This is a genomic window from Bradyrhizobium sp. USDA 4451 (assembly GCF_054822585.1).
The window spans coordinates 4,502,761-4,527,804 of the sequence record NZ_JBTRCH010000001.1 but is presented as its reverse complement, the minus strand read 5'-3'; the positions used below and the strand labels follow the sequence as shown (position 1 = coordinate 4,527,804).

Genomic DNA, 25,044 nt, shown 5'->3' with positions numbered 1-25,044 from the left:
CTCCCACCAGGAGCTTTCCATGCGCGCCGCTCGCTTGCTGACGCCTGTCCGCATCTTGGGCCTTGCCGGCCTGCTGGCTTGCCTCTGCCTTCCGGCACGCGCCGCCGATCCCAAACCCGACGCCACGATCAAGAACGCGAGCATCGAGGCCAGCGTCTATCTCGACGACAAGATCAAGGCGGATAGCGCGCTGGCGGCCGATTGCCTCGCCGAGGGCAAGAAATGGATCGACAAGAACGCCGCCGAGGCTGCCAACGACCGCAAGCAGGAGCCTGAGCTGTTCAAGGAACGCGGCGGCTATTCGTTCGAGCGCAAATATTCGGTGCACTCCGTCGTCGACGGCCGCTATGTCAGCGTGCTGCGCGACGACTACATGAACACTCTGGGCGCGCGTCCGAACTCCGACGTCAACACCATTCTTTGGGACACGACAGAGAAGAAGCGCATCAGCATCCGCCCGTTCTTCACCGAGACCGCGGATAACGGCCCGACGCTAGCGGCGATCCGCAAGGCGGTCATCGCGGCGCTCAACGCCGAGAAGAAGCGGCGCGACGCCGGCGAGACGGCGAGCGCCCAGTGGTACAAGGAGCTCAAGCCGACGCTGCTCAAGATCGGCGCCGTGACGCTGGCGTCGTCGACCGTATCGGGCAAGAGCTCCGGACTGACCTTCCACTACCCGCCCTATGCCGTCGGCCCTTACGCCGAAGGCCAATATGTGATCTTCGTGCCGTGGGAGACGCTGAAGCCGTATCTGACGCCGGAAGGCGCAAGGATCTTCGCCGGCATGCGGCCGACGGGCGACACGGACGAGCAGCAATAGGTCGTATCCCGCATGAGCGAAGCGATATGCGGGACCGGTTTCCCCTGACATTGCGGAGCCTGTCATCGGATGCGCGTTTGCGCGAGCCGCTGGCTCACCCGGGCTACGGGTTACTGCACGATTTCTGGATAATGGAAGATTGCCGCTGAGTTGCCCGACGTGTCAAGTCGTCTTGTCGAGCGCCGGTAGCCGCCGCCTCCTTTGCATGGGGTTGTTCCTCGACATTTTGGTAGTGCGCCCCTGCGACGTGCCAATCCGCGTTCCCCTCGCCTGCAACCAGCAGCCGTTGTAAACCAAGGCCATGACCGCATCGAAGCCCGCATCTCCCGACATCCGCGCCCTTGCCCGTGACCTGCGTGCCGGCCACCGCGCCGCGCTGGCGCGGGCGATCACGCTGGTCGAGAGCCGGCGCGGCGATCACCAGGCCTCCGCGCGCGAGCTGGTGCAGGCGCTGCTGCCCGACACCGGCAAGGCGGTGCGGGTCGGCATCACCGGCTCGCCCGGCGTCGGCAAATCGACCACCATCGATGCACTCGGCATGTTCCTGATCGAGCGCGGCCACAAGGTCGCGGTGCTGGCGGTCGATCCCTCCTCGGCGCGCACCGGCGGCTCGATCCTCGGCGACAAGACGCGGATGGCGCGGCTCGCCGGCTCCGATCAGGCCTTCATCCGCCCCTCGCCCTCCTCGGGCACGCTCGGCGGCGTCGCCGCGAAGACCCGCGAGGCGATGCTGCTCTGCGAGGCCGCCGGCTTCGACGTGGTGCTGGTCGAGACCGTCGGCATCGGCCAGTCCGAGACCGCGGTCTGCGACATGACCGACTTCTTCCTGGCGCTGATGCTGCCCGGCGCCGGCGACGAGCTGCAGGGCCTCAAGAAGGGCCTGGTCGAGCTCGCCGACATGATCGCGATCAACAAGGCCGACGGCGACAATCTCAAGCGCGCCAACCTCGCCGCCGCGGACTATCGCAGCGCGCTGCACATCCTGGCGCCGCGCTCCGAGCATTGGCATCCGCCGGTCGAGACCTATTCGGCGCTGACCGGCGCCGGGCTCGACAGGCTCTGGCAGAAGATCCTCGACCACCGCACCGCGATGAACGCTTCGGGCGAGTTCGCGGGTCGCCGCAGGGAGCAGCAGGTGAAGTGGATGTGGTCGATGCTGGAGAGCCGGATGATGGCGCGGCTGCGCACGGACGCTACGATCCGCACCAAGGTGAAGAAGATGGAAGCCGAGGTCGCCGCCGGCCGCATCTCGCCCGCGATCGCCGCGGAACAGATCGCGGAGATGCTGCATTGAGCGGGAAGCTGCGCATCCTGCTCACCGGCTTCGGCCCGTTCCCGGGCGCGCCGTTCAATCCGACCATGCCGCTGGTGAGACGGCTGACCGCGCTGCGCCGCCCCGCCTTCGACGACGTTGCGCTATCGAGCCACATCTTCGACGTCACCTATGCCACCGTCGACCGCGAATTGCCGGAGCTGATCGCAGGGCATCGCCCGCAGGCGCTGTTGATGTTCGGCCTCGCCGGCCGCGGCGCCCATCTGCGGATCGAAAGCCGCGCCCGCAACGCGGTCACCACCCTGTTCCCCGATGCCGGCCGCCAGCATGCGCGCAAGGGATCGATCGAGGGCGGTGCCGATGCGAAGGTGTTCGGGCCACACACCGAAAAATTGCTGCGTGCGGCGCTCGCGACCGGCATCGACGCGCGGGCCTCGCGCGATGCCGGCAGCTATCTCTGCAACTATCTGAGCTGGCGCGCGATCGAGGCCGTCAACGGCGACAACGGCCTGCACCTCGCGCAGTTCGTCCATGTGCCGCCGCTCGCCCATGACGGAACGGCGGCAGCGGGCAAATCATCGATCACGCTGGAAGCGTTGGTCGATGCCGGCGAAGCCATGCTGCTGGAGCTGGTCAAGCTGACCCGGCAGGCCGCGCGCGCGTGAGCGCACGGCGCAGCCCTCGCTCACTGCATCTGCATGATGCGATCCATCGGCGGCATGTTCTGATTGAGGTGCTGCATGATCCAGATGGAGCCGCCAACAACCAGGAAGACAATCAGCAGGCCGAACGCCAATGCCAGGACGTTATTGGTGTTGTCAGGTCCTGTCGTGATGTGCAGGAAGAACACGAGATGCACGCCCATCTGCGCGATTGCGAGCACGATGATGGCGATCGGAATGCTCGGCTGCCAGACCAGATCGGTTCCGGCGATGAAGAATGAGGTGGCGGTCAGCAGCAACGCCAGGCCAAGGCCGAGCACATAACCCAGCAATCTGGCGCGAAGATCATGTTCCCCTTCATCGCCCGGGGCAACGTCGTGCCGTTCGATGAGATGTTCGGACGACTCGGTCATGGCGCACCTCCGAGCAGGTAAACGACCGAAAACACGGCGACCCAGATGATGTCGAGCGCATGCCAGAACAGCGCGAAGCAGATGATGCGGCGCATAATATCGGCGCGAAAGCCCTTGGCGAACACTTGGGCCATCATCGTGAGCAGCCACAAGATCCCGGCCGAGACATGGAGGCCATGGCATCCGACCAGCGAGAAGAATGCCGTCAGGAAGGCGCTGCGCGACGGCCCGAAGCCGCGGGACACCAGATCGGCGAACTCCCGGAACTCGATGGCGAGGAATGCAAGCCCCAGCACGCAGGTGACCGCCATCGACAGGTAGAACCAGAGCCTGTTGCGGAGGTCGGCTGCGATGCTGGCCATGCCGCAGGAGAAACTCGACAGCAACAGACATACGGTCTCGACCGCGAGACTCTTCTGGTCGAATATCTCCGACCCCTTCGGGCCGTCGGCGGTCTGATTGACCAGCACCGCGTAGGCCGCGAAGAAGCAGGAGAACATCACGATGTCGGAGAGCAGGAATATCCAGAAGCCATAGGCCGTCACGATGCGTTTCGGCGCAGGCCCCGGATGTTCGACTGCACGCCCGAGGTGATGCGGGTCGGCATGCGCGTCGGTGATGGTCGCGGCGATTGCCATCACAGCGTACCCGCAGCGCTGACGAGGTCTCGGCGCTCCTCGATATTGAGGCGGTCGATCCGCGAGACCTCGGCCGCCGGAATGACGTACTCGTCATGGTCGCGCCAGGCGAACACCACGAATGTCGCGAATGCGCCCAGACCGCCGAGGATCACCATCCACCAGATGTGCCAGATCAGCGCAAAACCCATGACGGTGGCGAAGAATGCGCAGACGAAGCCGGTCGGCGAGTTCCTCGGCATTTCGATATCCTCATACTCGTGCTCGAAGCGATCCTCGAGCTGCTGCCCCTTGGCGTGCAGCTTGAGCGCCCAATAGGCATCCTCACCGCGTACGTTCGGATAGAAGGCGAAGTTGAACACCGGCGGCGGTGACGACGTTGCCCATTCCAGTGAACGGCCGTCCCAGGGATCGCCGGTGCGATCGCACAACGCCGCACGGTTGCGGATGCTCACCACGAGCTGTATGACCTGGCACAGTACGCCGATCGTCAGCACCGCCATGCCGGCCGCGGCCACGAGCATCCACGGCCGCCACTCCGCAACGTCGTAATGTTGCATGCGCCGGGTCATGCCGAGCAGTCCCACGACGTAAAGCGGCATGAAGGTGAGGTAAAAGCCGGTGAAGGTGAACCAGAACGCCGCTTTGCCCCAGCGTTCGTCGAGACGGAAGCCGAAAGCCTTCGGAAACCAGTATTCAAGGCCGGCGAAGGCGCCGAACAGCACGCCGCCGATGATCACGTTGTGGAAATGAGCGACCAGGAACATGCTGTTGTGGAGCAGAAAATCGGCTGGCGGCACCGCGACGAGAACGCCGGTCAACCCACCGATGATGAAGGTGACCATGAAGCCGACCGACCACAGCATCGGCGTCGCGAAGCGGATGCGGCCGCCATACATGGTGAACAGCCAGTTGTAGATCTTCACGCCCGTCGGCACAGCGATGATCATGCTGGCGATGCCGAAGATCGAATTGACGTCGGGTCCCGCGCCCATGGTGAAGAAGTGATGGAGCCACACCATGAAGGAGATGACGCAGATCGCCATCGTGGCGAGCACCATGGAGCGGTAACCGAACAACGGCTTCCCGGAGAAGGTCGACACCACCTCCGAATAGATGCCGAAGGCCGGCAGCACAAGGATGTAGACTTCGGGATGTCCCCACGCCCAGATCAGGTTCATGAACATCATGACATTGCCGCCGGCTTCGTTGGTGAAGAAGTGGAAGCCGAGATAGCGGTCGAGCAGAAGCATCGCGAGGGTCGCGGTCAGGATCGGAAAAGCCGCGACAATCAGCAGGTTCGAAGCAAGGGTGGTCCAGCAGAACATCGGCATGCGCAGATAGTTCATGCCCCTGGTGCGCAGCTTCAGCACAGTGGTGACGAGATTGATACCCGCCACCAGCGTTCCTACTCCGGAGATCTGGAGCGACCAGGCGTAATAGTCGACGCCGACGCCCGGCGAGTAGGACAGCTCTGAGAGTGGCGGAAAGGCCAGCCAGCCGGTGCGCGCGAATTCGCCGACCACGAGCGAGACATTGACCAGCAACGCGCCGGTCGCAGTCAACCAGAAGCCGACCGAATTGAGGGTTGGAAAGGCGACGTCGCGCACGCCGAGTTGCAAAGGCACGACGAGGTTCATCAACCCGATCACGAACGGCATCGCCACGAAGAAAATCATGATGGTGCCGTGAGCCGAGAAGATCTGGTTGTAATGCTCCGGCGGCAGATAGCCTTGCGATTGATAGGCGATCGCCTGCTGGATTCGCATCATGATGGCGTCGCTGCCGCCGCGCAGCAGCATCACCGAAGCAAGCAGGATGTACATGACGCCGATCCGTTTGTGATCGACGCTGGTGATCCATTCATGCCAGAGATAGGGCAGATGTCCCTTGGCGATGACCCAAGCGAGCACCGCCAGTATCGCGATCAGCACCACGGCGCCCGCGACCAGCGGAATCGGCTGATCGAGCGGAATCGCCGACCAATCAAGCTTACCGAGCATCGTGCTCTCCACTGCGCTCGCGTCCGGCATTCGCGCTGATCTGCGGCCCCGGACCCGGCGGAATGTGCTGGGTTGCGATCATGTCGAACAGCCGTGGGTCCTCCAGCCGGAAAGTCGGCCTTCCCTTTTCGACCGATTGCTGCATCAGCTTCCTGTAGGAGGCCTCGTTGAGTATGGAATCGGATTTCGCCGTCTCGGCCACCCAGTCCGGGAAAGCGAGCGGCGAGATGACGTTGACGTCGAACATCATGTCGGGAAATCCGTCGCCGGAGAAATGCGCCGAAAGTCCCTGCAGCTTGCCTTCATTGTCGGCACGCAGGTTCAGCTTCGTCACCATGCCGTTCATGGTGTAGATCATGCTGCCGAGTTGCGGGACGAAGAAGACGTTCATCACGCTCGAGGATGTCAGCTCGAAATTCAGCTCAGCTCCAGCCGGCACGGTCAGCGCATTGACGGTGGCGATGCGCTGGTCCGGGTAGATGAAGAGCCATTTCCAATCGAGCGAGACGGCCTGAACGCGGACGGGCGCCCCGGTTCCCGGCACCGGCGCTGCGGGATCGAGCTGATGCGAGCCGATCCAAGCCACGCCGCCGAGCAGGATGATCGTGAGCGCAGGGATCGCCCAGACCACCATTTCGACACGTCCGGAATAGACGAAGGACGGCTGATATCGGGCGTGCGGATTCGAAGCGCGAAACCACCAGGCGAACGCCAGGATAGCGACAATGGTCGGCACCACGATCGCCAGCATGATCGCGATCGAGTCGATCAGGATCATCTTGTCGGCGATAGCGACTGGACCTTGCGGATGGAGGATGTTCACGGGAAGCCGATCTCAAGTATGGCTTGAGTGGTTGCAGACACGCGCCCTGCGTGACCTGCCCAAACGCGCCGGGAACGTCGCGGTTCCTAAGCTGAGATGGAGTTCGATCGAACGTATCCGGCAGGAATCTTGCAGGTCCTGGAAGAGGGCGTCTCGCGATCCTCCCGGGCGGGTGGGAATGCGGGGGCGGCACGCGATGCCGGCATCTGTCTCTGCCAAACCGAGCTGGCGCGCGATCGAGGCCCTGACTGGCGACAGTGGCCTCGCCTCGCGCAGGTCATCCGATTGCTTGACTGCTTGACGTGAATAGGTTGCACCCGGGATTAACCCTACCGCCAACAATCGCCCGGTTGCGTCGGCGTGTTCACCATGCAGCACCGGGTTTCGCGCTACCACTCGATCCGCGAACGTCACCGCTCGCGACTATGTGCGAGGGCCATGCCCATGGACGTCAACCGCCGCCATCTGATCGGAGCAACCGCCGCAGGCGCAGCCGGTGCGCTTGCGATGTCGCCGGATGCCGCGCGCGCGGCGCAATCGGCCGGCTCGCTCGGCCGCGACGTCACCCAATATGGTGTCCGCCCCGGCAGCCCCGACGACCAGACCCGCAATCTGCAACGCGCGATCGACGACGCCGCGCGCGCGCAGGTGCCGCTGGCGTTCCCGCCCGGCATCTATCGCAGCGGCCTGTTGCGGCTTGCGCCCGGCAGCCAGCTGATCGGCGTGCGCGGCGCCAGCCGGCTCGTCTTCAACGGCGGCGCCGCGCTGCTGGAAGCCGAAGGCGCCGACGGCATCGTCCTGATGGGCCTCACCTTCGACGGCGGCAGCATCCCGCTGCCGGCGCGGCGCGGCCTGCTGCATTGCCTGTCCGGGCGCGACATCCGCATCACCGATTGCCAGCTCACAGGCAGCGGCGGCGCCGGCATCTGGTTCGAGCAGATGTCGGGCGACGTCAGCAACAATGTCTTCACCGACATCGCGAGCACGGCATTGGTGTCGTTCGACGCGCTCGGCCTGATGGTCGCGCGCAACACCATCAAGGGCACCAACGATAACGGCATCGAGATCCTGCGCAGTGCGATCGGCGACGACGGCTCGATCGTTGCCGACAACCGCATCGAGGACATCAAGGCCGGCCCCCGGCGGCTCCGGGCAGTACGGCAACGCCATCAACGCGTTCCGCGCCGGCAATGTGATCGTGCGCGGCAACCGCATCAGGAACTGCGACTTCTCCGCGGTGCGCGGCAATTCGGCGTCCAACATCCACATCACCGACAACAGCGTCAGCAATGTCCGCGAGGTGGCGCTCTATTCGGAATTCTCATTCGAGGCCGCTGTGATCGCCAACAACACCGTCGACGGCGCCGCAATCGGCGTCTCCGTCTGCAACTTCAACGAGGGCGGCCGCATCGCGGTGGTCCAGGGCAACATCATCCGCAATCTGCTGCCGAAGCGCCCCGTCGGTACCGACCCGAACGACGGCGCCGGCATCGGCATCTATGTCGAGGCCGACAGCACCGTGACCGGCAACGTGATCGAGAATGCGCCGACCTTCGGCATCGTCGCCGGCTGGGGCAAGTACCTGCGCGATGTCGCGATATCAGGCAATGTGATCCGCAAGGCGTTCGTCGGCATCGGCGTCTCGGTGGTGCCGGGCGCCGGCTCCGCGCTGATCAACAACAACATGATCGCGGAAACCCCAGGCGGCGCGGTGGTCGGGCTCGACCACGCCCGCCCGATCACGTCGGATCTGTCGGCGGGCGGCGCCCAGCAAGTTGCCCAGCTCGTTGTCGGCGCCAATGCAGTGCGGCGTTAGCGCCTCTTGTTTGAGCATGATCTTTCGGAAAACCGCTTCACAGTTTTCCGGATCATGCTCTACAGCGCGTTGCGCAGCAGCGGATAGCGGCGCTGAATGGTGTCGAGATCGAGCACCGGCGGCCGCGCAGCCGGAGGCGGCATCTCCAGCGGCGGCGCGTCGGTCACGGTGGGCGGCTCCTCCAGCACCTCGGCTGCCGTCTCCAGCGCGGCTGCAACCGCGGTCATCGCGGCCTCCGCCAGTGTGGCGGCCTCCGACCGGCGCTCCGGTGCCGGCGAGATGCGGCGCGGCGGCAGGATCGAGCTGCCGCGGCCGAGCCAGGACAAGTCGATCGGCGAATTGTCGAGCGCAGCTTCGCGCGTCAGCAATTCCCGCCAGATCTCGACCGCGGCCCGTGCTTCCCTGATGTTCTCGAGAAAGGCCTGCTCGCTGTGATAGCGGCGCCAGCGTCCGGTCTCGAACAGTTCGGTAAGGTGTTCCAGCCTTTGCTCGGCAAGGTTGCACCAGCGCGCAACAATTTCCTGGCCTCTGGCCACGTCGGTCCGATGTGTCATTCAAACTTGCCCGCAGGGAAAGAGACGGACGCAGACGCAACCGAACCGAATCAACTGGACGCGACCCTGATATTCTGTGGAAAAGGTAAATAAAGTCTAACTGAATTCTTAATCGGGAATGGGCGATCAAAGAAGTCCGCTCGACTACGGAGTTTCTTGCGCGAACCATCGTCAGGTCATCGGCTTGCATGGTGGCCGTGTGCATCCTGTGCACGCCCCGCGCAGCCGGATGATCCACAGCAATTATCGCCGCCGTCGCGCACCCATGCCGTTCGCGATCGCGCTGCGCAAGGCCTGAAGCATCCGCCGGGTTCGGCGCCAGCCGGTCATGCAAGGGTGCCCCCAAAAGCAAAGACCCGTCCGGGGGGACAACCGGACGGGTCAAAGCCATATGGGCGCTTGGGGTGGATGGGCGCTCGCGCCTGATATAGCCGGGGAGGGATAAACCGCTCCCACACACATAAGTCGTGAGAGGATGGCGGACGTTCAAATCCTCCGCGATTTTTTTAACACTTTCCCCGCCCGGTTCCGCCGTACCGTTTCAGGCGCTGCGCGCCGAAAATCACTGTGCGGCAAGGCAATTTGCGGCAGAAACCTCCGATGCGAACGACCGCGCGGGTTCATTCAACGTGAGGCTCACGGAAGTGTTATTGCGATGGGGAGTTTGCGAGGCTGCGACGGTTTGTCCGCGACCGCGGCAATCGCCGCGTCCGGTCCGGTCTGGCCGCAAATGACCTCGACCCGAAAACCGTCTGCGGTCGCTTACGGCGTTTCGACGGCGAGGCTGACGATCTTCTCTTTCTGCAAACGGGCGATCAGCGCGGCGATACTGTCCTTGTCCATCGCGCGGAACTGCAAGCGGAACATGCCGCCCTTCCCGTCGACGATCGCGCCCTGGTAACTGTCCAGCAGCGCGGTGATGTCGGCGATCCGGGCGTCGGGCGTGAAGCGCACCAACAGCCGCGTCGGCAGCGTCGCCGCCACGCTGGCACCGAGGTCACGCGTGATCGGCGCACTGGGCGCAATGGCCGGGCTCGGTGCGGCCGGCACGCTGCGTTGCTCGACGGCATCAAGCGAGGCGGTCTGGAACGAGGCCGGCTGGCTGCGCATCAGCACCGCCCCGATCACGCCAGCCTGCAGCAACACCACGACCGCACCGAGGCTGGACGACCAGGCCAGCGTCCGCGGCGACAATTTGGAAAAGAACTCCGAGATCCCGGCCGACACCCGCGCGCCCGCCGACGGCTTGCGCTCCGGCTCGGCATCGATCGCGGCAAACAGCTTCTGCATGGCGCGCGCCGAGGGCGCACCGAGGCTCTCGTTGAGGCCGATGGTCTCGGCATATTCCTCGCGGATGACGGCATATTGCCGGGCGAGCTCCGGATCGGACGCGAGCGCGTCCTCGACACGGCGCGCGTCACGCGCGTTCAGCGTGCCGGCCGCGTGCCAAGGCAGCAGCATCTCGACGTCGTCAGGATCCTGGCCCTGCACTTTCTTGTTGCTCGCAGCCATCATGGCCAACCTCGCTCGACACCGGCTGCCTTCAGCAACTCGGCAAGTTTCTTGCGCGCATAGAACAGGCGCGTCTTCACGGTATTCTCCGGAATCCCCACGATCTCAGCGACATCTTCCACGGATTTCTCGTGATAGTAGACAAGATCGACAATTTCCCGATGTTCCGCCGATAGTCCCGTCAGGCACTTGCGCAGCGTGTCACCGGTGTCCTTCTTCTGCACTGCCGTTTCCGGATCGTCGGACGTGTCCTCGATCGCGTTCGCGGCCTCGTCGTCCAGTTCGGCGTCTTTCCTTCGCCGCAGCGAAGACAAGGCCTTGAACCGGGTAATCGCCAGAAGCCAGGTTGAAACGGCGGATCGTCCCTCGAATTTGCCCGCCTGACGCCACACGTCCAGAAAGACCTCGCTGATGAGGTCCTCCGCCACCTGTTCGTCCCGCACCAGCCGAAGCCCGAAGCGGTACACCCTGACATGATGCCGTCCGTACAGCACCTGCATGGCAAGCCGGTCGCCTTGAGCGATCCGAGCGATCAGAACATCGTCTGAAGCCGCCTGTGTCGCGCTCAATGGCCGTCTCGCAAAGTTGGTCTGAGGGTGGTGGCGCGTGGTTCGACGCGAGAGCCAAGATTCTTCACATTACGGCAATGTCCGGACCGCATGTGTGATCTATGACACAGCCGACGATTCCGATGAGGGAAAATCGTTGGCGACTCCAAAAATGGTATCATAACACCGCATACTCTCGCAGGCACGCTCCGTGGCGCGACCATAGCAAGGCTTCGCCGCCACGCCAGCGCCGTCGCGAGGCGGGCCGCGGCGCAGGCCCGCCACATGATCGCTCCCGATCGGCCCGGCCAACCGGATTCTCCTTACGAAACAAGGGCCGTGGCCGGGTTTCACCGGGGTTGCGTCGGTTCCAAAAGATACCAAACCTAAAGGCTTTCCCACTTAGATTTCGCGGGATTTCAGCAATGGCGAGACCATGGGCAGCGCTGCGTCGTCACTTCCCGGCCCGATCGCGGACGCACCGGACAGCGGCCGTCCCACGCTGACGCGCGAGCGCCTGGCGCGCCGGGCGAGGCAGCGCCGCCAGATCCAATCGATGATTGCCGCCTGTTTCGCGCTCGATGCGGTCGTGCTGTTGATCTACGCGCATGCCGGCACCACGACGGTTGCGGTGGCGACCGGCTATGCCCTGACCGGCCTGTCCCTGGTCGCCGTCTACGTCGTGCTCTCGGAGCGCGGCTTTCACGAGCGCTTTCGCGACCACTATCTGGTCGCGCCGCAATCGGCCGTCAACATGGTGAACCTGCTGCTGTTCACCTACATCGCGCCGGAAGTCGGCGTGCTGTTCCTCTGCAACCTGTTCGTGGTGTTCAGCTTCGGCGCGCTGCGGACCTCGGCGCGGCAGACCGCTGTGGTCTGGACCATCATGGTGCTGGGCCTGGCCGCGCTGTTCCTCGGAACCGACAGGCTGATCGGGATGCCGACCGCCACCAAGGTCGAGCGCCTCGCCACCATGATCGTGTTCGCGCTGACCATCGGGCGCTGCATGTATCTCGGGATCTTCTCGAGCGCGATGCAGCAATCGCTGTATCAGAGCGGACTGAAGCTGAAGGAGGCCTACCGCCGCATCGAGGAGCTCGCCGAGCTCGACGAACTGACCGGCACCTCCAACCGCCGCAGCATCATGCGCACGCTCGAGGACGAGATCGCGCGCTGCGCCCGCAACGGCAGCTCCTGCGCGGTCGCGCTGATCGACCTCGACCATTTCAAGCGCATCAACGACGTCTACGGCCATCCGATCGGCGACGAGGCGCTGCGCACCTTCGCCATCGGCATGTTCGCCAATCTGCGCAGCATCGATCGCTTCGGCCGTTACGGCGGCGAGGAATTCCTGCTGGTGCTGCCCGGGCTGTCGCAGGACCAGGCGACGCGTGCGCTCGAGCGGCTGCGCGCGATCATCGCCGACCTCGACTGGAGCGCGTTCTCGCCGGGAATGCGGGTCACGATCTCCGCGGGCGTCACGACACTGAAGCCGCAGGAAACCTCCGACACATTGCTCGCCCGCGCCGATGGCGCGCTTTACGCAGCCAAGGCCAGGGGACGCAACCGCATCGCCAGCGCCTGACCCCTTTCGTTTCCCTATTCGGCGACGGAGAAACCGCCGCCACCGCTCCAGGACAGAGTCATGAGTTCGAAGCCCGCGACCGCCCCCGAAAGTCTGCTCGACGAGTTGCAGACCACCCTCGCCCACGGCACCGTCGCACGCCGTGTCGAGACCCTGCGCCGGGTGACCGACCTCTTCATCAACGGCTCGGTGAATTATTCGGACGAGCAGATCGTGCTGTTCGACGACGTCTTCCAATGCCTGCTCGAGCACATCGAAAGCTCGGCCAAGGCGCTGCTCGCCAACCGCCTCGCCCCGATCGACACCGCGCCGCCGCAGACCATCCGCACGCTGGCATTCGACGACCTGATCGAGGTCGCAGGCCCCGTGCTGACGCTGTCGCCGCGGCTCGACGACGACACCCTGATCGAGATGGCGCGCAGCAAGAGCCAGGCGCATCTGCTCGCGATCTCCAACCGCAAGTCGCTGAGCGGTGCCGTCACCGATGTGCTGGTGCTGCGCGGCAATGACGAGGTGATCCAGAGCGCGGTCAACAATCCCGGCGCGGAATTCACCGAGCGCGGCTTCACCCGACTGGTCAGCCGCGCCGAGGGCGACGAGAACCTGTCGACCTGCGTCGGGCTGCGCCCGAACATCCCGCGGCATCTCTATCTCAAGCTGGTCGCCAAGGCCTCGGATACGGTCAGGCAACGCCTCGAGGCTGCCAATCCGCAGCAGGCCAAGGAGATTCCGATCGCGGTGAAGGAAGCCACGCGACGCGCGCGCTCGGCGCCGGCTGCCGTGACGTCGGACACCACCATTGCGCATGCGCTGGTCAAATCGCTCTACCAGGACGGACGGCTTGACGAATTCCAGCTCGCGGCCTTCGCCGAGGCCGGCAAGTTCGACGAGACCAACGCCTCGCTCGCCGCGCTCGCCAACGTCTCGGTCAGCATCGCAGAGAACATGATGATCGAAACCCGCGCCGAAGGCGTGATGATCCTGGCCAAGGTCTCGAGCCTGTCATGGTCGACGGTGCGATCGATCATCAACCTGCGCGACGAGATCTCGGGCGCAGAGCCGACCGACTTGCAGGCCTGCAAGGACACCTATGAGCGGCTGCGGCCGTCGACCGCGCAGCAGGTGCTGCGCTTCCACCGCATGCAGCAGTCCGCGCCCGCGGCCTGATTTCCGTAGCGCGGATGGAGCGCAGCGCAATCCGGGATTCAATGCAACCGCGCAAAGGCTCCCCGGATTTCGCTGCGCTCCATCCGGCTACGGTCTTCTCCTTCCCCCTGAAGGGGGAAGGTCGGGATGGGGGTCAGCCGCAGGCGACGTTGTTCGTGGAGAGAGCTGATCCCCACCCGCTTTGCTCTGGCGAGCAAAGCGACCTCCCCTTTTCAAGGGGAGGTTAGAGCGCAGCCGGATTTCGCTCCCGCCAACTAATCAGCTCACAACACAATTCTTGCCCAGTCGCTCCGCTGCATCCGGGCTACGATCACTCAATACCGTAGCGCTCGACTTCCCATCAACGCGCCGACGCTTGCGACGATCACGGTCGCCAGCGTGTACCAGGTCGCGACGAACAGCGGCGAGTCGTCGGTGCAATGCGAGGCATAGACGGTCGCCGCGAGCCCAGCCGACAGCAGGCCGGCCACCGCGCCGGCGACCGCCGGCCGCGCCGGAGCGCCCTGCCGCAGCCCATACAGCGCGCCGACCAAGAGCGGCAGCGACATCGCGGGAATCGCGGTCATGCACGCCATCGAGTTCTTGCCGATCAGGCGCGTCATCATCGGCGTCCGCTGCGGCATCATCATCTCGCCGCTGATGGCGGCAACGAGGATGCCGGCCGGAATCAGCAGCCACCAGCCGAAGCTGCGCAGCGAGGCTTCCGGCCGCGACAGATGCAGGCTGACCGCGATCGCCGAGGCGGCGAGCGCCAGGGTCACCGCGAATTTCAGGTCGAAGAACGGATTGTGCATCGCGCTCATCACGTCCGGGCGCACGCCGAGCTCGGCGAAGAAGATCAGCAGCGAGACCGGCGCCGCCGCCAGCAGCGCCAGCATCAGGGCCAGACCGATCGGGCGCGCGCGATAGGCGTTGTCTGCGGCAAGGGTTCGAATGAGTTGATCGGTATCCATGCTCATCGGTCCCGTAATTTCGCGGTGAGGCTCGCAAGCCCGCGATGCAGCGCGACCCGCACCGCGCCCTCGGTCATCGAGAGTTTCGTCGCGGTATCCTTGATCGAGGCGCTGTCGACCGCAATCGATTGCAGCACGTCGCGCTGCCGCGCCGGCAGCGTCTGCAGCTGCGCGGTGACCTCGCCGGGCGAAGCGGTCGGCTCCGGTGTTTCTCCCGGCAGCGTCTCGGCGAAATCATCGATGTTGACGAAGATGCGCCGGCCGCGGCGGCGCAGCGCGTCGATCAGCTTGTTGCGCGCGATCGCGAACAGCCACGGCGCGAACGGCGCGCTGGTGTCCCAGGTCTGTCGCTTCAAATGCACCGCCAACAAGATGTCCTGCACAATGTCCTCGGACTGATCGACCGGTTGACCCGCACGCGCCAAGCCACGTCGCGCCGCGGCACGGAGTACCGGCGTGATGGCCCTGAGCAGGCGATGATACGCCGCGTCATCGCCTGAAATGGCCGACCGCATCAGGTCGGTCCATTCATCCTCACGTTCGCGCACGCAGGCTCCTGAATTGCAATTCGGCCGATCTTTCAGTTCGTTACGCGGCAAGCCGACAGCATCACGAATTCGTGATCGCGATCCTTCGGCCAGGCCGCGCCGAGCATCAGCCGCAAAGAATCGCTCCGGCGGGTTTGCAGACGGAACGGCTCATAACACCGATCGGTTCGACAAGCACCGCCTGTCGCCGCCGACGGGCCGGTGGGACGAAATTGCCCAGCTTTTGCCCCCTCAGGCCCGAAGATTCCCTCTTTCTGCCCCGGTGTGGACACGCAGCCGGGTCTCTTTTCGCATTTGGGTGGGCATCATGGGGAGATCATCAGAATGAAGATCAAAGCCAGCGGGCGCTTGGCCTTGATGATTGCGACAGGGCTGACAGGACTTGTCGTGTGTCTCGCAGCTCCGTTGCCGGCCTCCGCGGCCGGTTCGGACGCGTCCGCATCAAAATCCGACAACGCAACCACCGACACGTCTGCGCAGCAGAGTTCGCGGCATGGCCGGCGCCATGCGCGTCACCAATCGTCGAAGACGGCTGACAAATCCGAGGCCAAGAAGGCCGCGAGCGACGCCGGCAGCGTGACCTCGGTGGGCATGCCCGCCACGGTCGCCAATGCCAACGCGGAGCTGACCTCCGGCGAAGGCAATGCGAGCCCCGCGCCCGCCAGTGTCAATCCTGTGATGGCCGCCTCCGACAAGCCCGCCGACGCGCAGCCCGATAGCAACGTGGTCGCGTCCGACCAGCTCAACGACGTCGACCGGGCCCTCCAGCAGGAGCAGCCGGCGGAACAGCCGCAACCGGCTCAACCGCAGACCGCGCAACAGGAAGCGCCTGCGCCGCAGCCCCCGCCTGCCGCCACGGCCGCCCCCAAGCCGGCTCCCGTGCTGGCGAGCAGCGACAGCGCGACCCTGGACCAGACCTCGCTGATCGGGAAGATCTTCATCGGCTTCGGCGCCCTGCTCACGGTCGCCTCCGCCGCACGGATGTTCATGGCCTAGCCGAGCCGGCCTGCGGCGCAGCAGCGCCGCAGGCGCGGCCCAAAGCCCCGTTGCTGCCCCTTGAAGCGCATCCCGCCAGCGGGCACATTGCCCGCCAAATCAGGCACGGGGTTTGCGTCATGGCTACGTTCGAATTCATCATCGTCGAGAGCAAGGGACCGGTCGGCGTCATCACGCTGAACCGGCCGAAAATGCTGAATGCGCTGTCGTTCGGCGTGTTCCGCGAGATCGCCGCGGCGGTCGACGATCTCGAGGCCGACGACAAGATCGGCTGCATCCTGATCACCGGGAGCGAAAAGGCGTTCGCCGCCGGCGCGGACATCAAGGAGATGCAGCCGAAGGGCTTCATCGACATGTTCAACAGCGACTTCACCGCGATCGGCGGCGACCGCGTCGCGCGGTGCCGCAAGCCGACCATCGCGGCGGTCGCGGGCTATGCGCTCGGCGGCGGCTGCGAGCTCGCGATGATGTGCGACATCATCATCGCCGCCGACACCGCCAAGTTCGGCCAGCCGGAAATCACCCTCGGCACCATTCCCGGCATCGGCGGCACCCAGCGGCTGACCCGCGCGATCGGCAAGTCGAAGGCGATGGACCTCTGCCTCACCGGGCGGATGATGGACGCGGCGGAAGCCGAGCGCTCCGGCCTGGTGTCGCGGATCGTTCCGGCCGACAAGCTGATGGAAGAGGCGCTCGCCGCGGCCGAGAAGATCGCCTCGATGTCGCGCCCGGCGGTCGCGATGGCCAAGGAAGCCGTCAACCGCGCGTTCGAGACGCCGCTCGCCGAAGGCATGAATGTCGAGCGCAATCTGTTTCACTCGACCTTCGCGCTCGAGGATCGCGCCGAGGGCATGGCGGCCTTCATCGAGAAGCGCAAGCCGGTCAACAAGAACCGCTAACCCCTTCGGCTTCGTTGCAAGGCCGCGGTGACGAGTGCGCGATAGGCGCGCTCGGCAACATGCGTCGGCTTGTCGAGGCCGAGCCGCGCCAGGCATTCGCGGTCGGCGGCATCGGGCGGATGGTGCATGCCCTGCCACAGCAGGCCGGCGAGCTGCAGCGGCGCACGCTGCGCCTGCTGCAAGATCTGCAAGGCCGGAATCAGCCGCTGCTCGACATCGGTGAAGTCGCTGCCGAACGGAAATGACGGCAGCAGCCCAGCCTCGCGCGCGGGCTTCAGCGCAGCGCCGATGCGCTCGGGATAATTTTCGCGATGGGCCGCGGCGATCTCGTGGCTGCGCGGCAGCTTGCCGGCGTCCTTGGCCTGCCGCATCAGCTCGCCTTGGAAGCGCGAGTCCGATACCTGCAACATCGCGGCGATCACGTCCGCGTCGGATTTCCCGCGCGTATCCGCAACGCCATATTCCGTGACGAAGATGTCGCGCAGGTGTCTCGGAATGGTCTCGTGGCCGTAGGACCAGCGGATGTTCGACTGCACCTGCTTGCCGGACTGGTGGGTCGCCTCCAGTGCCAGCACCGAACGCGCGCCCTCCAGCGCGAAGGCCTGCGCGACGAAATTGTACTGGCCGCCGACGCCGCTCACAACCTGGCCATTCTCGAGCCCGTCGGAGACCGCCGCCCCGAGCAGCGTCGCCATCATCGCGTTGTTGACGAAGCGCGCTTCGACCCGGGCGCGGCGCTTGCCCGCTTCGTCGCCGAAGATCTCGTTGGTGAAGGACACCGGCATCATCTGGATTCGCGCCAGCTGCTCGCCCGGCATCTCGCGCAGCGCGCGGTAGAAGGATTGCGGCCCCAGGAAGAACGCGCCGTGCAGGATCACACCGTCGACGTCGCGCTTGAGGATGCCGGCATCGATCAGTCCGAGGAATGCCTCGAACAGCATCTCACTGACACCATAGAGTCCCTTCTCGAATGGCCCGGTCTCGGCCGCCGCGAGCTGCTCGGTGCCGGGTGCAAGGCGCTGCATGATGCCGTGGAATTGGGCGTTGTCGCGATGGCGGACCACGAGCCCCTGCGCCAGCGCATCGCCGACCTGCCCGATCCCGATCTGCAGCGTGCCGCCGTCGCGGACCAGGCCCGCGGCATGCAATCCGATCGCATATTTGGTATCGCTGATCGGCTCCGATGGCGGCGCGAACAGCGGGAAATCGGTATCCGGACTGTCGAGCACAGCAGCGAATTCATCCGCGGGCAAGTCGCCGGGCCCGGGCATGAACGGCAGCTCGGAATTGACCTGGCCGATCAGCTTGAACGACGCCCGCCGCTGCGCGCGGGCGCGCAGCACGTCGAGCGTCGTGTCGGTGTTGCAGCTCAAACTGTAGCGCGGCACGCCGTCGACCATGCGCTTGGCGACCAGCTGGGGGACGACGTTCAATCCGCGCGACAGCAGGTAGGACGCCGCATGGGTGTAATTGGCGGAGATGTAGTTCTGCTGCGCGAAGGGCCGATACAGCCACTGGCCCGCGAGGAAGAAGAATTCGATCACCTTGACGTTGGGCGGAAGCGCGCCGTGACGCAGCTCATCCGCATAAACGAGATCCGGATAACCGCCGAACAGGCGATCGATCACCGGGCCGATGAAGCGCTGTTCGAGCAGGCTGTTCGGCTTCGGCTTTTCCAGCGTCAGCGCCGAGAACAGCGTCAGGTTGATGGAGCGGTCGGCGGCCGCCCGCGCATACAGCGCATTGACGATGTGGTTGGCCTTGCCGAGGCCGAGCGGCAGCCCGACCACCAGCTCGGTTCCGACGTCACGAACGATGTGCTCGGCGATCGCCTCGGGGTCAGAGAAAAACTTGGGCATCTGCAATGAACCCGGGCAGGCAGTGGATAACCGGCACCGCTGAATCGACGGCCGGCGGTTCGAACTTATACTTCATATGACAGTTGCGTTCGCCTGTGACGAACCGGCAACAGACAAGAACCGAAATGATGTGCAGATGTCGCGTGGCGGTTTGCCTGTGGCCGTCGTGGCCCGTAAACAGGTAGATGTGTCGATGGCGTCTGCGGGTGCGGACTGCCGGGGCTTTGGTGTGCGGGATCACATGGTTGAGCGTGCCGCTGAGATCGGCGAGGTGGCGAGGCGCGTGCTTTTGTCGGGCATCGGCCTTGGCGCCTTGGCGTGCGCGCTGCTGACCTGTCCTGCCGCCCGCGCAGAGAGCCTGCCCGAAGCCCTGGTCAAGGCCTATCAGACCAATCCGCAGCTCAATGCCGAACGAGCGCGCCAGCGCGCCACCGACGAGAACGTGCCGCAGGCGCTGGCCGGCTATCGCCCCCAGATCACAGCCGGTCTCTCGGTCGGCCTGCAGGCAGTGCGCGACCAGCTGCCCGGCAACGTCATCCAGACCGCGACGCTGAAGCCCTGGCAGATCGGCGTCACGGTGACCCAGACCCTGTTCAACGGCTTCAAGACCGCCAACAGCGTCCGCGTCGCCGAGCTGCAGGTGCAATCCGGCCGCGAGGCGCTGCGCAATGTCGGCCAGGGCGTGCTGCTCGACGCCGTCACCGCCTATACCAACGTGCTGGCCAACCAGACCCTGGTCGAGGCGCAGCGCTCCAACGTCGCCTTCCTGAAGGAGACCCAGGCGATCACCCAGCGCCGCCTCAATGCCGGCGACGTCACGCCGACTGACACCGCCCAGGCCGAGGCCCGGCTCAACCGCGGCCTCGCCGATCTCAATGCCGCCGAGGTCAACCTCGCGATCAGCCAGGCCACCTATGCGCAGGTGATCGGCAACCCGCCGTCGCAATTGCGGCCAGCCGAGACCACCGACCGGCTGCTGCCGCGCAGCCGCGAGGACGCGATCGCATTGTCGCTCCGCGAGCACCCCGCCGTGACCGCGGCCGGCTTCGACGTCGACGTCGCCTCGACCTCGATCCGCGTCGCCGAGAGCAGCCTGATGCCGAACGTCTCGGTGCAGGGCAGCGTCAGCCGCGCCCGTGATACCGACCAGACGCTCGGCACCTTCGGCACCGATCAGGCATCGGTGATCGGCCAGATCACCCAGCCGATCTACGACGGCGGCACCGCGGCCTCGCAGACCCGGCAGGCCAAGGAAGTGGCGGCGCAGAGCCGGCTGGTGCTGGATCAGGTGCGCAATCAGGCCAAGACCGCCGTGGTCAGCGCCTGGGTCGCCAATGAGGGCGCCAAGATCGCGGTGTCGGCCTCCGAGTCGGAGGTGAAGGCCGCCGAGGTTGCGCTGGCCGGCGTGCAGAAGGAAGCCGCCGGCGGCCAGCGCACCACGGTCGACGTGCTCAACGCCCAGCAGGATTTGATCACGGCGCGGGCGCGGTTGATCGGTGCGCAGCGCGACCGCGTGGTCGCTTCCTACACGCTGCTCAGCGCGGTCGGGCGTCTCGACGTCAAGACGCTCAATCTCAAGACGCCGGACTATCTGCCCGAGGTGCACTACCACCAGGTCCGCGACGCCTGGCACGGCTTGCGCACGCCATCGGGACAATAGGCTTTGTGGAACCGGTCGCGCAGCGAACGCACCCTTCCCGCCCGCTTTCTCCGCCGATAACCTCCCGCCCCGCCGGCCATCAACAAAGCCGGTGCGCGGAGTGCGCGCATAACAGCCGAGCACGCAGGGAGACGTCCAATGCTGACGCGACGCGATATGATGCTGGCTTCCATCGCAGCCGGAGTGACCATGACCAGCAGCAACGCATTTTCCAGGGCCGCACAACCATCGACCGCGGTGAATTTCGACGTGCCTGCCGGTGCGTGCGACTGCCACACCCACATCCATGGTGATCCCGCCAAGTTCCCGTTCTTCGCCGGCCGCGTCTACACCCCCGAGCCGGCCTCGCCGGAGGAGATGAGCGCGCTGCACAAGGCGCTGCATGTCGAGCGCGTGGTGATCGTGACGCCGAGCGTCTACGGCCCCGACAATTCGTCGACGCTGTTCGGCATGATCGCGCGCGGGCCGACCGCACGCGGCGTCGCCGTGATCGACGACAAGACCAGCGAGGGCGATCTTGATGCCATGCACAAGGCCGGCTTCCGCGGCATCCGCCTCAACCTCGCGACCGGCGGCGTCAACGATCCCAATGTCGGCCGGCAGCGCTTCTCGGCCGCGATCGAGCGGATGAAGGCGCGCGGCTGGCATGTCCAGCTGTTCACCAGCCTCGCCATGATCTCCGCGATCAAGGACCTGGTAGCCACGGCGCCGGTGCCGGTCGTGTTCGACCATTTCGGCGGCGCCGAGGCCGCGCTCGGCACCGGCCAGCCGCGGTTCGACGACCTGCTCGCGCTGGTCAGGTCCGGCAAGGCCTATGTCAAGATTTCCGGCGCCTACCGCGCCTCCAAGCTCGCGCCCGACTATGCCGACGCCGCGCCGCTGGCGCAGGCGCTGATCGCGGCCAATGCCGAGCGCATCGTCTGGGGCACCGACTGGCCGCACCCGGATTCGGTGACGCCACCAGGCAGGAAGGTCACCGACGTGACGCCGCTGTATCAGATCGACGACGGCCGCCTCCTCAACCAGCTTCCGGTCTGGGCGCCGGACGCCGCGGTGCGCAAGACCATCCTGGTCGACAATCCGGCACGGCTCTACGGCTTCACCTGACGCTATCCCTCGGCCGGCGCGAGAAGTAGGAGATCAGCACCGGCAGCGTAACCAGGATCACCAGCGGCGCCAGCATCATGCCGGTGACGACGACGATGGCGAGCGGCTTCTGCACCTGCGAGCCGATGCCCTCGGACACCGCCGCCGGCAGCAGGCCGATGCCGGCGACGACGCAGGTCATCAGCACCGGACGAAGCTGCAACTCGCCGGTGCGGATCACCGCGCGCATCCGGTCGTAGCCCTCGTCGATCAGCTGGTTGAACTGCGACAGGATGATGATGCCGTCCATCACGGCGATGCCGAACAGCGCGATGAAGCCGATCGCCGCCGACACGCTGAACGGGATGCCGGAGATCAAGAGCCCGAGCACGCCGCCGAAGATCGCCATCGGGATCACGCTCATCGCCAGCATGGTGTCGACCATCGAGCCGAAATTGAAGAACAGCAGCACCGCGATCAGCACCAGGCTGATCGGCACCACGATCGACAGCCGCTTGATCGCATCCTGCAGATTGCCGAACTCGCCGACCCATTCGAGCCGAGAGCCGGGCGGCAACTGGACCTGCTCGTTGACTTTCTGCTGCGCTTCCAGGATCGCGCTGCCGAGATCGCGGTCGCGCACCGAGAACTTGATCGGCAGATAGCGTTCCTGCTGCTCGCGATAGATGTAGGCCGCGCCCGAGACCAGCTTGATCGAGGCGACCTCGCTCAGCGGGATCTGCGTGATCCCGCCATTGGGATTGCTCGCCCCGACCCGCAGGTTCTGGATCGCCTCGGCGCTCTTGCGGTAGTCCGGCGCGAGCCGCACGATGATCGGGAAGTGGCGGTCGCTGCCGGGTTCATAGAGATCGCCCGCGGTGTCGCCGCCGACCGCGACCTTGATCGTCGCGTTGATGTCGCCCGGGGACAGGCCGTAACGCGCCGCCCGCGCACGATCGACGTCGATCTGGACGGTCGGCTGGCCGAGCGAGGTGAACACGGCGAGGTCGGTGACGCCCTGCACGGTCGACAACACCGACTTGATCTTGTTGGCGGTGTCGGTCAGCGCCTGCAAGTCGTTGCCATAGAGCTTGATCGAGTTCTCGCCCTTGACGCCGGACACCGCCTCCGAGACGTTATCCTGCAGATATTGCGAGAAGTTGAACTCGACGCCGGGAAACTTGTCCTGCAACTGGCTGAGCAATTGCGCGGTGAGTTCGTCCTTGTCATGCGTGTTTGGCCATTCGCTGGCCGGCTTCAACGGTGCGAAGAACTCGGCATTGAAGAATCCGGCCGCGTCGGTGCCGTCGTCGGGGCGGCCGTGCTGCGACACCACCGACACCACCTCGGGGCGGCTGCGGATCAGCTTGCGCATCTCGTTGACGTAGGCGTTGCCCTCCTGCAGCGAGATCGTCGGCGGCAGCGTGGCGCGGATCCACAGATTGCCTTCTTCCAGCTTGGGCAGGAATTCGAGGCCGAGGAAGCGCACGAAGATGATGGTCATGACCACGAGGCCGGCGGCGCCGGCCATCACGATCTTGCGGTTGGCGATCGCCCAGTTCAGCACCGGCAGGTAGATCGCGTCGAGCTTCTTGACGATCCAGGTCTCGGTTTCGTGGATATGCGCCGGCAGGATGATCGCGCTCAGCGCCGGCGTGATCGTGAAGGTCGCCAACAGTCCGCCCGCCAACGCATAGGCATAAGTCCGCGCCATCGGCCCGAAGATGTTGCCCTCGACGCCGCCCAACGTGAACAGCGGCAGGAACGCGGCGACGATGATGGTGGCGGCGAAGAAGATCGAGCGCGAGACGTCGGCCGCGGCCGACAGGATCGCATGGCTCTTCATCCCCATCACCGTATCCTCGGAGATGTGCGCCCGCTCGATCTCCGACAGCGCCGTGGTCTGCGACAGCCGGCGGAAGATCGCCTCCACCATGATGACGGTGGCATCGACGATCAGGCCGAAATCGATCGCGCCGACCGACAGCAAATTGGCGGATTCGCCGCGCAGCACCAGGATGATCACGGCGAAGAACAGCGCGAACGGGATCGTCGCACCGACGATCAGCGCGCTGCGGAGATCGCCGAGGAAGATCCACTGCAGCAGCACGATCAAGAGGATGCCGACCACCATGTTGTGCAGCACGGTGTGCGTGGTGAGCTCGATCAGGTCCTTGCGGTCATAGATGCGCTCGATCTTGACGCCGGGCGGCAGGATCGTCGAATTGTTGATCTGGTTGACCAGCTGCTCGACGCGGGCGATCGTCGGCGACGATTGCTCGCCGCGGCGCATCAGCACGATGCCCTGCACGATGTCGTCGTCGCCGTCGATGCCGGCGATGCCGAGCCGCGGCTTCTCGCCGATCGTGACCGCGCCGATGTCCTTGACCAGCACCGGATTGCCGCCGGATTGCGCGATCATGGTGTTGGCGAGATCGTCGATCGAGCGGATCAGGCCGACGCCGCGCACCACAGCCGACTGCGAGCCGATATTCACGGTGTTGCCGCCGACATTGATGTTGGCGTTGGAGACCGCCTGCAGCACCTGCGGCAGCGTCAGGCCGTTGGCGACCAGCTTGTTGAAGTCGACCTGAATCTCGTAGGTCTTGGTCTTGCCGCCCCAGCCGGTGACGTCGATCACGCCGGGCACGGCGCGGAAGCGGCGCTGCAGCACCCAGTCCTGCAGCGTCTTGAGGTCGAGCACGCTGTAGTTCGGCGGCCCCTTCAGCCGGTAGCGGAAGATCTCGCCGATCGGGCTGGTCGGCGAGATGCCAGGCTGCACGTTGCCCGGCAACGGGGCGAGCTGCGACAGCCGGTTCAGCACCTGCTGCAGCGCCTCGTCATAGGTGTAGTCGAACGAGAACTGCAGTTTGACGTCGGAGAGGCCGTACAGCGAGATAGTACGGATGGTCTTCAGGTTCTTGATGCCGGCGACCTGGGTCTCGATCGGGATCGTGATGTAGCGCTCGATCTCCTCGGCCCGAGAGGCCCGGGCTCTGGGTCACGATGTCGACCATCGGCGGGGTCGGGTCGGGATAGGCCTCGATGTTGAGCTGCTGGAATGCGAGCAGACCGCCGATGAAGACGATGGCGAACAAGGCCACCATCAAGTAGCGGCGGTTGACGGCGATTGCGACCAGGCGATCCATTCAGATCGGAGCTTTCAACGGTGAGGATTTTTCTTGCTGAGCATAGTCGATCCGGAACGCCGGGTCCCCGTTTTCCGGAT

Annotated in this window: 19 protein-coding genes and 2 pseudogenes; 10 read left to right on the top strand and 11 right to left on the bottom strand. The window is 65.2% G+C overall.

Annotated elements, in window-relative coordinates; all coding sequences use genetic code 11:
* The first annotated feature begins 19 nt into the window (after positions 1-19).
* The 3 genes from ACVMB0_RS20795 (at position 20) to ACVMB0_RS20785 (ending at position 2,758) form a co-directional block, all read left to right on the top strand.
* The gene (locus ACVMB0_RS20795) at positions 20-820 is read left to right on the top strand and encodes an RsiV family protein (protein WP_461347495.1); all 801 of its coding nucleotides are present in this window, start codon (positions 20-22) and stop codon (positions 818-820) included.
* A 301-nt stretch (positions 821-1,121) separates the two neighbouring features.
* Entirely contained in the window at positions 1,122-2,114 is a 993-nt protein-coding gene (gene meaB, locus ACVMB0_RS20790) for a methylmalonyl Co-A mutase-associated GTPase MeaB (protein ID WP_461347494.1), read from the top strand.
* The gene (locus tag ACVMB0_RS20785; protein ID WP_461347493.1) at positions 2,111-2,758 is read left to right on the top strand and encodes a pyroglutamyl-peptidase I; all 648 of its coding nucleotides are present in this window, start codon (positions 2,111-2,113) and stop codon (positions 2,756-2,758) included. The genes meaB and ACVMB0_RS20785 overlap by 4 nt, the downstream gene beginning before the upstream one ends.
* Positions 2,759-2,778: 20 nt before the next feature.
* Here the strand turns inward: ACVMB0_RS20785 and cyoD are convergent, their stop codons facing one another.
* From cyoD to ACVMB0_RS20765, 4 genes are read right to left on the bottom strand one after another with little or no spacing between them, the layout of a single operon-like run.
* Positions 2,779-3,168, bottom strand: a complete 390-nt coding sequence (gene cyoD, locus ACVMB0_RS20780) for a cytochrome o ubiquinol oxidase subunit IV (RefSeq protein ID WP_456755818.1) — start codon at positions 3,166-3,168, stop codon at positions 2,779-2,781.
* Positions 3,165-3,806: a cytochrome (ubi)quinol oxidase subunit III gene (locus ACVMB0_RS20775; RefSeq protein ID WP_456755819.1), complete on the bottom strand. Its 642-nt coding sequence runs from the start codon at positions 3,804-3,806 to the stop codon at positions 3,165-3,167. Before ACVMB0_RS20775 ends, cyoD begins: the two co-directional genes overlap by 4 nt.
* Positions 3,806-5,809 (bottom strand): cytochrome o ubiquinol oxidase subunit I, encoded by a 2,004-nt coding sequence (cyoB, locus tag ACVMB0_RS20770; RefSeq protein WP_461347492.1) that lies wholly within the window; start codon positions 5,807-5,809, stop codon positions 3,806-3,808. Before cyoB ends, ACVMB0_RS20775 begins: the two co-directional genes overlap by 1 nt.
* Positions 5,799-6,632 carry a cytochrome ubiquinol oxidase subunit II family protein gene (locus ACVMB0_RS20765; RefSeq protein ID WP_456798340.1) on the bottom strand — a complete coding sequence of 278 codons (834 nt, stop codon included), beginning with the start codon at positions 6,630-6,632 and terminating at the stop codon, positions 5,799-5,801. Before ACVMB0_RS20765 ends, cyoB begins: the two co-directional genes overlap by 11 nt.
* A 444-nt stretch (positions 6,633-7,076) precedes the next feature.
* On the opposite strand from ACVMB0_RS20765, the pseudogene ACVMB0_RS20760 reads away from it, so the two are divergent.
* Positions 7,077-8,448: pseudogene (locus tag ACVMB0_RS20760) on the top strand (TIGR03808 family TAT-translocated repetitive protein).
* A 59-nt stretch (positions 8,449-8,507) separates the two neighbouring features.
* Here ACVMB0_RS20760 and ACVMB0_RS20755 read toward each other — a convergent pair.
* From ACVMB0_RS20755 to ACVMB0_RS20745, 3 genes are all read right to left on the bottom strand, one after another.
* A complete protein-coding gene (locus tag ACVMB0_RS20755) occupies positions 8,508-9,002 on the bottom strand; it encodes a TIGR03809 family protein (protein WP_456755823.1) in 495 nt (164 codons plus the stop codon).
* A gap of 762 nt (positions 9,003-9,764) precedes the next feature.
* Positions 9,765-10,514: a hypothetical protein gene (locus tag ACVMB0_RS20750; RefSeq protein ID WP_456756586.1), complete on the bottom strand. Its 750-nt coding sequence runs from the start codon at positions 10,512-10,514 to the stop codon at positions 9,765-9,767.
* Positions 10,514-11,083 (bottom strand): sigma-70 family RNA polymerase sigma factor, encoded by a 570-nt coding sequence (locus ACVMB0_RS20745; RefSeq protein ID WP_456755824.1) that lies wholly within the window; start codon positions 11,081-11,083, stop codon positions 10,514-10,516. The genes ACVMB0_RS20750 and ACVMB0_RS20745 overlap by 1 nt, the downstream gene beginning before the upstream one ends.
* Positions 11,084-11,498: 415 nt before the next feature.
* Between ACVMB0_RS20745 and ACVMB0_RS20740 the strand changes: the two genes are divergently transcribed.
* Positions 11,499-12,647 carry a GGDEF domain-containing protein gene (locus tag ACVMB0_RS20740; RefSeq protein WP_461347491.1) on the top strand — a complete coding sequence of 383 codons (1,149 nt, stop codon included), beginning with the start codon at positions 11,499-11,501 and terminating at the stop codon, positions 12,645-12,647.
* A 60-nt stretch (positions 12,648-12,707) separates the two neighbouring features.
* Positions 12,708-13,814 carry a DUF2336 domain-containing protein gene (locus tag ACVMB0_RS20735; RefSeq protein WP_456755826.1) on the top strand — a complete coding sequence of 369 codons (1,107 nt, stop codon included), beginning with the start codon at positions 12,708-12,710 and terminating at the stop codon, positions 13,812-13,814.
* A 314-nt stretch (positions 13,815-14,128) separates the two neighbouring features.
* Here ACVMB0_RS20735 and ACVMB0_RS20730 read toward each other — a convergent pair whose 3' ends face one another.
* Together ACVMB0_RS20730 and ACVMB0_RS20725 are read right to left on the bottom strand one after the other, a co-directional pair.
* Complete coding sequence (locus ACVMB0_RS20730; RefSeq protein ID WP_456755827.1) at positions 14,129-14,767, bottom strand: NrsF family protein; 639 nt, start codon at positions 14,765-14,767, stop codon at positions 14,129-14,131.
* A 2-nt stretch (positions 14,768-14,769) separates the two neighbouring features.
* Positions 14,770-15,315 carry a sigma-70 family RNA polymerase sigma factor gene (locus ACVMB0_RS20725; protein WP_456755828.1) on the bottom strand — a complete coding sequence of 182 codons (546 nt, stop codon included), beginning with the start codon at positions 15,313-15,315 and terminating at the stop codon, positions 14,770-14,772.
* A 324-nt stretch (positions 15,316-15,639) separates the two neighbouring features.
* On the opposite strand from ACVMB0_RS20725, the gene ACVMB0_RS20720 reads away from it, so the two are divergent.
* Entirely contained in the window at positions 15,640-16,311 is a 672-nt protein-coding gene (locus tag ACVMB0_RS20720; RefSeq protein WP_456755829.1) for a hypothetical protein, read from the top strand.
* Between the two features lie 119 nt (positions 16,312-16,430).
* Positions 16,431-17,210, top strand: coding sequence for an enoyl-CoA hydratase (locus tag ACVMB0_RS20715; protein ID WP_456755830.1), 780 nt, complete (start codon positions 16,431-16,433; stop codon positions 17,208-17,210).
* On the opposite strand, the gene ACVMB0_RS20710 is transcribed toward ACVMB0_RS20715, so the two are convergent.
* A complete protein-coding gene (locus tag ACVMB0_RS20710) occupies positions 17,207-19,069 on the bottom strand; it encodes an acetyl-CoA hydrolase/transferase C-terminal domain-containing protein (RefSeq protein WP_461347490.1) in 1,863 nt (620 codons plus the stop codon). The genes ACVMB0_RS20715 and ACVMB0_RS20710 overlap by 4 nt on opposite strands.
* Positions 19,070-19,310: 241 nt before the next feature.
* Between ACVMB0_RS20710 and ACVMB0_RS20705 the strand changes: the two genes are divergently transcribed.
* A complete protein-coding gene (locus ACVMB0_RS20705; RefSeq protein WP_461347489.1) occupies positions 19,311-20,729 on the top strand; it encodes a TolC family outer membrane protein in 1,419 nt (472 codons plus the stop codon).
* 138 nt (positions 20,730-20,867) lie between these two features.
* Positions 20,868-21,836 carry an amidohydrolase family protein gene (locus ACVMB0_RS20700; protein ID WP_461347488.1) on the top strand — a complete coding sequence of 323 codons (969 nt, stop codon included), beginning with the start codon at positions 20,868-20,870 and terminating at the stop codon, positions 21,834-21,836.
* Here the strand turns inward: ACVMB0_RS20700 and ACVMB0_RS20695 are convergent.
* Positions 21,829-24,964 (bottom strand): annotated as a pseudogene (locus ACVMB0_RS20695) (efflux RND transporter permease subunit). The gene ACVMB0_RS20700 and the pseudogene ACVMB0_RS20695 overlap by 8 nt on opposite strands.
* Positions 24,965-25,044: the final 80 nt, after the last annotated feature.

Coding starts and splice junctions, on each gene's coding strand:
- ACVMB0_RS20795 (WP_461347495.1), top strand. CDS start 20: ATGCGCGCCGCTCGCTTGCTGACGCCTGTCCGCATCTTGGGCCTTGCC.
- meaB (WP_461347494.1), top strand. CDS start 1,122: ATGACCGCATCGAAGCCCGCATCTCCCGACATCCGCGCCCTTGCCCGT.
- cyoD (WP_456755818.1), bottom strand. CDS start 3,168: ATGACCGAGTCGTCCGAACATCTCATCGAACGGCACGACGTTGCCCCG.
- ACVMB0_RS20775 (WP_456755819.1), bottom strand. CDS start 3,806: ATGGCAATCGCCGCGACCATCACCGACGCGCATGCCGACCCGCATCAC.
- cyoB (WP_461347492.1), bottom strand. CDS start 5,809: ATGCTCGGTAAGCTTGATTGGTCGGCGATTCCGCTCGATCAGCCGATT.
- ACVMB0_RS20755 (WP_456755823.1), bottom strand. CDS start 9,002: ATGACACATCGGACCGACGTGGCCAGAGGCCAGGAAATTGTTGCGCGC.
- ACVMB0_RS20750 (WP_456756586.1), bottom strand. CDS start 10,514: ATGGCTGCGAGCAACAAGAAAGTGCAGGGCCAGGATCCTGACGACGTC.
- ACVMB0_RS20740 (WP_461347491.1), top strand. CDS start 11,499: ATGGGCAGCGCTGCGTCGTCACTTCCCGGCCCGATCGCGGACGCACCG.
- ACVMB0_RS20735 (WP_456755826.1), top strand. CDS start 12,708: ATGAGTTCGAAGCCCGCGACCGCCCCCGAAAGTCTGCTCGACGAGTTG.
- ACVMB0_RS20730 (WP_456755827.1), bottom strand. CDS start 14,767: ATGGATACCGATCAACTCATTCGAACCCTTGCCGCAGACAACGCCTAT.
- ACVMB0_RS20720 (WP_456755829.1), top strand. CDS start 15,640: ATGAAGATCAAAGCCAGCGGGCGCTTGGCCTTGATGATTGCGACAGGG.
- ACVMB0_RS20715 (WP_456755830.1), top strand. CDS start 16,431: ATGGCTACGTTCGAATTCATCATCGTCGAGAGCAAGGGACCGGTCGGC.
- ACVMB0_RS20710 (WP_461347490.1), bottom strand. CDS start 19,069: ATGCCCAAGTTTTTCTCTGACCCCGAGGCGATCGCCGAGCACATCGTT.
- ACVMB0_RS20705 (WP_461347489.1), top strand. CDS start 19,311: ATGGTTGAGCGTGCCGCTGAGATCGGCGAGGTGGCGAGGCGCGTGCTT.
- ACVMB0_RS20700 (WP_461347488.1), top strand. CDS start 20,868: ATGCTGACGCGACGCGATATGATGCTGGCTTCCATCGCAGCCGGAGTG.